Consider the following 8,007-nt stretch of genomic DNA (forward strand, 5'->3'; position numbering starts at 1 on the left):
GCAAAGCCATTTAAATGGACAAAGCCCGCCGGTCAAATCTTGGCTTCCGTAGAGCGTGCAAAACAATCGTTACAGAATTAACCGCATGGACCACTAGTCTTTATATCCGGAGTTCGATCCTCCGGGCTTGGATTGAGGAACCGGCAAAAGTAAAGTAGTCGTGTATCTTCTATTCCAGTTCATCGTCTACCAGGTTATCTCAAGGCTTTAAACATCAGCGCGATTAAAGCGCCCAATGATACTAAATTTATTCTGATGATGACGTGATAGACGGATACATTTTGTATGCAGGATATGGGTGGGGCTTAGGAATAAGCTCTAATGCTCATTAGCCAAGATGGTTTCTCTTAATAAAAAGCTATTCCTCAGAGTATCCCTTGCATATGATTAATTAATTTAACCGGCTACATAACCAGCCAGAAAGGTGCCAGAGTATGATTATAGTATTCAGTACAGATCTTCGCTAGGTGTCTCGTAGAGCCGAGTTTCCATTATGGTAGCCTGGAGATTAGGGATATTTCGCTCCAGTTACTCGGACCTAAGTAGCTGTGCCACCAACAAAGTATCGAATTAATATACTGTCACTATCTCATCAAGCTCTTTAGTGGATAGAAGCTCGGGGCCGGTTGCAAAACCATTCCACGAGTAGGTTTTATTTTGTAACGGCTCAACTTATCAACCCAAACTTCCCCGACCTTAACTCCTAAGATTGGACAAGCTTCATTGTACAAGTCAATACTAGAGTTTTCCCATCGGATATTCGCTTATGTCAAGTACTTTTGACTATCGATCATGCTGAATGGCGGCGGTACAGGCACAAGGAGACGAAAAGAAATAAATTTCCCCTAAAAGTCATCACTCAGGTTCTTAAAATGAAATTCGACTCGTGAACTGTGTGCGCCAAACCGAACCATAGGCGCCATCCTTATCTTCCCGGGTCCCATAAAGTGCCTCCACGCCAAACAGCCACTGCGGCGATGGTGTCCATGTCAGGTTGATACTACTGTATTGGGTTTCACGGAATGCAAATTCGGGTTGAAAGTTGAAATTATCCTGCTGTACCAATCCGTATGTAGCAACAGTATAAAGAGATGGAGTCCACCAGTGCTGATAACCGAGATACCAAGCAAGCGTAGGAATCGCTTCCAGCCGATTATCATTAATATCGTAAGTGGCATCTGGCGGAAAATCACCCACAATCCCACCATATCCCGATCCAAAACTATAAGAATATGAAATGAAATCTCGGGCCAACCTCCCAGGCATATGGATAACCCCACTTAAATTCACCCCCCATCCGGTATCCGAAACGGCAGATTGTGGTTCACCGCTGCCGCGTAAATCTCGCAAAACAAGACTACCTTGAAAATTCATATGGTCTGTCTGGGAAATTACGGCAACCACCAAATCGGGCCAACGAGAAACCTCTATAGCACCCTCAAAAATTCGCTCATCGGGCGCCTCCAGTGCCACCCGCAGGCTGAGGGTTGAGAGAAAAACGCGCTCCCAACGGACCATTGGGTGTCGCAGAGACAGCATTGAATTCGGTCCCTCATAATCTAGAGTATTTGGCGCGGCAGTTAGGTTAGTGAATGTAGACCAGTCCTGACCGAGTAACAGACTTCCCCCAAGTAATATGTCACTGACTTGGCCATAGGCCTCACGCAACTGCAATACGGGCTCAGCGCTAGTAAAGTCTCGAAGAAAATCCACTGCCATTTCAGTATTTATTTTTCTTCCCCCCCAGGGGGCTCGAGTCTCAACTTCAAGCCTCGATACTTGTACAGAAACATTGGTCTGCCCATCCTCACCTTCTGCTGCAGTACGGTCACTGGTAACAATGGCGCTGGTGATAAATTCTGCTGGGCTTACAATGGCACCGGTATCGTAGTTGGCATCTAACTCGGCAAAACCACTAATTTTGACCTGCATTTCACTTCCCGTTACCTGGATTGAGCCTGGCCAATTTGTTGGTGCTTCTGCAATTTCCGTTTCCAGTTCACTTGGATAGGTCTCGGCGTGTTGATACTTTGGCCCCGGCGGCAGGGATGGGTCTTCCGGGATGGCCTGGCGCAGTTCTTTAGCTTGCTGACGTAGGGCATCAAGCGTAGCTTTTTGTCGCTGTATTTTTGTCTTCTGTTCTTCCAATTGGCGCTGCTGGCTCTCTATAAGACGCAGCAGCTGGTCGGCTTCAACATAGACTTGAGCAAAGGATGACTGGGAAAAAAAAATCAGGAACACAAACACAATTCCAGCAGGAGCCGAAGGCGACGCTGTAATGATTTCTATGCCCAAGGCGTGATTCGATCTGGTTCCATGGCAAACTTCTCGTCTGCTCAAAGTACACATATGATCTAGATTCAATTATCCAGTGAGCGGGATGAACTGACATTAAGCTGGTATGTCATTCTGTCTCAGTTAACCTTTTTTGATTATTTGTACCTTATCAAGGAGCCACTTTTCAGGAAGTGATCCAAAGGCAGTTAATCCTAGCTAAGGATAGAGCGATAAAAAGGTATAGTGAAAGCGCGCGAAGGAATCGGTCTCAGGATTTTTCAAACCTAGCCGGTAAAATATGGCAACTTATGGTGTATTTAGCGAAAGGTGAAGTTTTATTTAGGGACCATAAGTTGTCATACTGGCGTAACTACTTGATTTTATGTGAAATTCTGGGCGACAGTGACCATAAGATGTCGTACTGCGACAACTTATCGTTACATTCACACTTTTTGTGTGAGTATACCCATAAGTTGGCGTATTCGTTCCCCCATAAGTTGTCGCAGTTAGGGACTGTAAGGGCTATGACTCACAAAACGACCGGTAAATGAGTCATAGATCCCAGTTCTATGACTCATCTGAAGCAGCCTCAGGGGAGAGCAGTAATAATAAAGTTTGAATACTAACTGAACTGAAGCGACAGCAAATACAGCAAGGAAGGACTATAAGGGAAAGCTCGTAAACCGAACCTGACTTAACAGAATATCCGCTGAAATGGTAATTTCAGCTCAAGATAGAACTACTACAGGCCCCTCCCAAGAACCGGATTTGCTGCAAATACTGTCACAGATTTTGCCCCCCTGGATAACGCGACATATAGATTCTTCGCGCTCATTGTTTCGCAGTTTCCGTCAAGGATAATTACATGGTCGGCCTCGAGGCCCTTAAGCAGAAGAGTAGATCCAATAGCTATTGTTGGTATTCGTTTCTCGCCCGAATGTCGCCGCTTTTCCAAAATCCTGGTGATTGCATCAATCGGCGTCATCTGGGCCGTAGAGCAAAGTCGCAGCGCTTCCATGATGGCACTGAGTGCGGTCTGCCGGAACACTTTAGTTTCACTGCTTGTTTTCAATTCCTGAAACAAAGCCAGGATGTTATTAGCCGTTGGTGATTGCTTAACTGCAACAGCAGAAAGTTCAACAGCCGTAGGTTCCTTTTTTCCGCGACCAGCCTCTATCGTCAGAATACGTTTTAGTAATACCGCCTTACCCACACCGGTCATTAACTTCGAAGCAGTATCCAGTATCTTGCCGACCAGTGTTTCTCCAGTAGACTTATCAATCCAGGTGAATATCCCGGTTATATCCTTCATATCTACCGGCTCAACTACGCCGATGCCGTTTGTTCTCTGTGCAAATTCGTGTCTAACTTGCGGCCTCTTTGCATTACCAATTATCAGGATAGATTCTTTATTTGGAATCCGATTTCTCAGCGAATATTGGTATTTTACCTGTGCTGGTAGGTCGCGTTGGTGATTGCCACTCATAGGCACCCAAGTTACGCCAGGTCCCCCGTCCTTTATATTGATACCCTGCCCAGAACTAAGGTATTCGCGCGCGCCCAGTATCCATTCGCCTAAAGAACTACAGCCAGAATTACTCCAGCGCCAAGGATTATTCAGTTGTCCAATAACAGGAAACTGAGCTTGAACAATGTCAGTCCAGCTCGGAAGTGGATCTGCTCCAAAATCAAATATGGCCTGCATTGGGTCGCCTAACACGATCGTTGGTAGCAGCCTTGAGAGTTGAGTAACCAGGTTGTGTTGGCTAATGGTACAATCTTGGTACTCGTCTACTAATACTCTGGCATACGTTGCCGTTATTATTCTATCAATATGCCGATTGGCAATTAGTTGAGCAATAGATGTGTGGAGCGCTGTATAGTCCGGGTTAACAAGGTGGGCTCTATTTACTCCGGATAAAGTTGGATATTTTAATAAGACGGATACAGCCCAGCCGGAGATGGTCGCTAAGTGATAACTTTTCGGTGAAACACTGTTCCTGGTTAGCCTAGCCTTAAGGGCAGCAATACCCGCTGTTGTGTGAGTTAATATTAAAAATGGCTTACCTGTAGGCTGTTGCTTAAGGGTCTCAACGATTAACTGTGTTTTACCGCAGCCGGCTGGGGCTACAACCAGCCCGGTTCGATTAGCTAGAATGATGGAAGTATCCAGCATCATGCATTTAGCCACTGATACATTGGTGTCAAGACTTGCTGGAAATAGTCGGCAAAATAGTTCCTGTATGGACCAACAATTTTTCTACCAATCGTTTCCATTGGCTCGATATCCTTGAACCACTTTTTCTTTCCAGCGAGATCTGATAATACTGGGCGCATCTCATCCTGAAAATGGTTACTGCAGGTGGTGTAATCCCAGTTGTTGTTAGAATGCGCCCTCAGGTTTGAATCCAAACTTTCTTGCCCTTTCCTCTCTAGCGCTACGGACAATAGCATTGGAATAACTGTAGGGCCGGCGAAGCTGAACAATGCCGTTTCCATACTATGATTATGGCCCCACTCATAAACAGCTATACTTTTTTGGGCCATTCTTGCCTGGTGTTCAGCGTGTTGACTTGATTTATCTGAATCTTTGAAGATCGCTGTTGGATACCCTAATGTCTGGAAAACCTCTGCGCGTTCGAACATGCTATCGCCAGCGCCGTCGGCGAATGCAACTCCCTTTTCAAGCCAGGTGGGCACATTGCGATCCATGTTGTCAAGATCAAGCCCTCGGCATAAACCTATCTCTGTTTTACCCTCACAGACTAATACTTTCCGGGCAAAGAATGCTTCTGCATTGGATCTAAGCGTTGCTTGTGCCCCCGGAGCCATGGATGCTGGATACATCACATGCTTAACTAGTGGCAGTTGAGCCACTGCTGGAGCTGGATTCGTTGGTAAGGTCATGGCTGTTTGAGACTGGCTTTCGTCTTTACGCAGAATCCACAGCTGGCTAGCTTGAAGCTCACGCAGTACGATTGGCGAGTGTGTTGTAATGAACACTTGCCCCTGCGGTGTGCCAGCCTTAGCCCCAAGATTGTTCAGTAGCTTCGTGATCCTGAATGGTTCTAGTCCATGTTCAGCTTCATCAATCAGCATGATGTTTGATTTAGAGGTTTCATACTGAATGCCGGAAACTAGCAATCTGGTAGACCCAGTGCCTAGTTGCCGAAGCGGGGTACTATCAAAGTTATGTAGTGAGACCGCGCCATTATTCAGAGATACACCATTTACATCGAGTAGCGCCTTAAGCTGACCAAGCTGGACACCTTGCCGATCAGCAATATTTTTTACTTGAGCCAAAATGGGGTTGAATTGTTGTATAGGCTGTTTATCAAAGGCTGTCCTGGTCAGCCGAGCGACTTCTGCCAAGGTGCCGGAGATATCTAATGTGTTGTCAGACAGCTTGTTTAGTAGGGATCTGGTGCCCCAGGCGAGATGACGATCGCTAGTAGCGTCAAGCTTGATAGGGGCTATTAGCTCACGCTGAGCCCAGGGTACGCTTTTTTCAATCCCTTCTGCTGCGGCACGAATAGAATAAAGCCCCCATTCTGGCTGTAGGTCGTTGCGAACTATGAGCTTAATGGTGACTACAGTTTCTAGGTTGGATTGAGGCTCGTCGTAAAGTGTCCCATTCGCAGTATCATACCCTCGATGAAATATGCCATACCTATCGAGATTCAGCAGCTCATCAGGGATATCTCCCAATGTAACGGTTATCTCAATAGGGGTATTGACATTGGCTCTAAAGAAATCGGCATCGGAGAAGGGAACGTTACGCCGGGCACCGAGAGCATAATCTATTGCAGCAAGGACTGTAGACTTGCCTGAATCACCGGGGCCAATCAAACAGTTCAGTCCAGATGATGGGTACCAAGTTAACTCAGAAATCCCCCGAAAGTTCCGTATTTCAATTAGCCTAATAGCCGGCATCTGTCCTTACTACCTTTATAATCCTTTTCTTTAGCAAATGGTACCATGGCTTCCTGTGCTTATGCCTGCGAATGGAATGCCTTTGTGTGCTTGGCTGAAGTACTAGTAGCTAGATGAGTAGTAGGAGTAGTGGTCAACTCCTTTTGGCCACCGAAGTTTGAGCATTCCAATATTTTTCTTCCATCAAGTTTGGCGGTAGCCCATCGTTTTTCTGATGGGGTCTTACTTGGCTGTAGTAGCCAATGATGTAGGTAGTAATTCCCTGCTTTGCTGCCGGGAATGATTTGTAGCCTGCTTCCGGTATTCACTCTGTTTTGAGGCTTCTGAAGAAGCGTTCCGTTGGAGTGTTATCCCAGCAATTGCCACGGCGACTTAAAGTCTGTGTCATTCGGTATCGCCACAGCAGCTGACTGAAGGTGAGGCTCGTGTACTGACACCCTTGATCGGAGTGAAACATAACCCCTTCAGGTTCGCCTGGTGATTCGTAAGCTATCGTAAGTGCCTTCTTAACCAGTGCCGCGTTTGGTGATAGCGATAGCGCCGAGCCAACGAGCTTACGTGAAAGGAGGTCGATAACTACCGCCAGGTATGTCCATCAAGCGCCCATCCAGATACACGTTATATCGCCGGCCCAGGCCGTATTTGGCGCATCTACATTGAACTCCCGATCTAGGTGATTCGGCATGTCGATATGTGTCTGTTCGGCTTTCTTGATTTCTAACAGGTTATTGGCACTAAAGTTCTAATACAGCTGCTCTATTTGAATAAAAAATTTAAAGCATGTAAGAATGTCGTTAAAATCATGATGCATAGTTATCGGACCAAGAATACTCATTATATAAGCGATATTGGCATTAAGTAGTGATGTATCACTTAACACAATGAATTAATAGAAAAATATTGGGTAAGAAGAGAATGGAAGGTAAGTTTTCTAAGAGGGTGCTGCGAGCACAACGGCTTCTATTTAGCACTATATTTTGTATTCCTTGGATTGCAAACGCTGAAAACCTTACCTATCAATACGATGATTCAGATCGATTGATTCAGGCTAGTTATCAAGACGGAGTGGATATTGACTACAGCTATGATGCTTTAGGTAATCTACTGTCCTTGACTTCTTATCCGGGGGGGCAAAATACCAAGCCTTCTGTTCCGGTTGATGAGTACCCTGAGAACGGTAGTAAAAATTTAAACTCAAGAGAGATTGTTCTATCTTGGAATAGTTATGATACTAATGATGGGGATCTTTTATTTTATGATCTCTATTTGGGATTGGAAGAAAATCCGCCGCTTTATAAATCAGGAATTAAAGCTAATAATTTTAAAGTTACTAATTTACATTCAGAGGCAACTTATTATTGGAGGTTAGTGGCTAGAGATAACCATAATGCAATCTCCGAGGGCCCCTTATGGAACTTTGTAACAAGTGATCATACCCATCATGTTGATTTTGAGGAAGGATTCTTTGAAGTTTGGTTCTGGAAGCATGGTGGTACAGAAATTTGGACCGTAGATTCTGAAAATCCTTATGATGGAAACTATGGAATACGTTCTGGAGATATTTCAGCTAGCCAAGTTAGCAGTATTGAAACTGTTGTATATACTCCTGATGGGGATATGTTTTTTTATCTTTCTATCAGTTCGGAGTCTTGTTGCGACAAGTTAGAGTTTTATATAGATGACGAGTTAAAAGGTAGCTGGTCTGGCTCAGTTCCCTATCAGCTAGTTATTTTTCCAGTGTCCAGCGGTATCCACCGCTTTAAATGGCAATATAAAAAAGATGGATCCAATGATGTA

4 protein-coding genes and 1 pseudogene are annotated in these 8,007 nt (G+C 45.1%); 1 reads left to right on the top strand and 4 read right to left on the bottom strand.

Annotated elements, in window-relative coordinates; genetic code table 11:
- Positions 1 to 867: 867 nt before the first annotated feature.
- The 4 genes and pseudogenes from ACCI49_RS07980 to ACCI49_RS07995 all read right to left on the bottom strand — a co-directional run.
- Positions 868 to 2,241, bottom strand: coding sequence for a DcaP family trimeric outer membrane transporter (locus ACCI49_RS07980; protein ID WP_371838436.1), 1,374 nt, complete (start codon positions 2,239 to 2,241; stop codon positions 868 to 870).
- A 778-nt stretch (positions 2,242 to 3,019) separates the two neighbouring features.
- Positions 3,020 to 4,456 (bottom strand): UvrD-helicase domain-containing protein, encoded by a 1,437-nt coding sequence (locus ACCI49_RS07985; RefSeq protein WP_371838437.1) that lies wholly within the window; start codon positions 4,454 to 4,456, stop codon positions 3,020 to 3,022.
- Positions 4,453 to 6,210 carry an ATP-dependent nuclease gene (locus ACCI49_RS07990; protein WP_371838438.1) on the bottom strand — a complete coding sequence of 586 codons (1,758 nt, stop codon included), beginning with the start codon at positions 6,208 to 6,210 and terminating at the stop codon, positions 4,453 to 4,455. Before ACCI49_RS07990 ends, ACCI49_RS07985 begins: the two co-directional genes overlap by 4 nt.
- 133 nt (positions 6,211 to 6,343) lie before the next feature.
- Positions 6,344 to 6,922, bottom strand: a pseudogene (locus ACCI49_RS07995) (IS3 family transposase); the annotation flags it as partial.
- A gap of 203 nt (positions 6,923 to 7,125) precedes the next feature.
- On the opposite strand from ACCI49_RS07995, the gene ACCI49_RS08000 reads away from it, so the two are divergent.
- The coding region (locus ACCI49_RS08000) for an RHS repeat domain-containing protein (RefSeq protein ID WP_371838439.1) at positions 7,126 to 8,007 on the top strand (882 nt) is incomplete at its 3' end.

Origin of the sequence: Microbulbifer epialgicus, from assembly GCF_041447265.1 — a bacterium.
Classification (GTDB): Bacteria; Pseudomonadota; Gammaproteobacteria; order Pseudomonadales; family Cellvibrionaceae; genus Microbulbifer; species Microbulbifer epialgicus.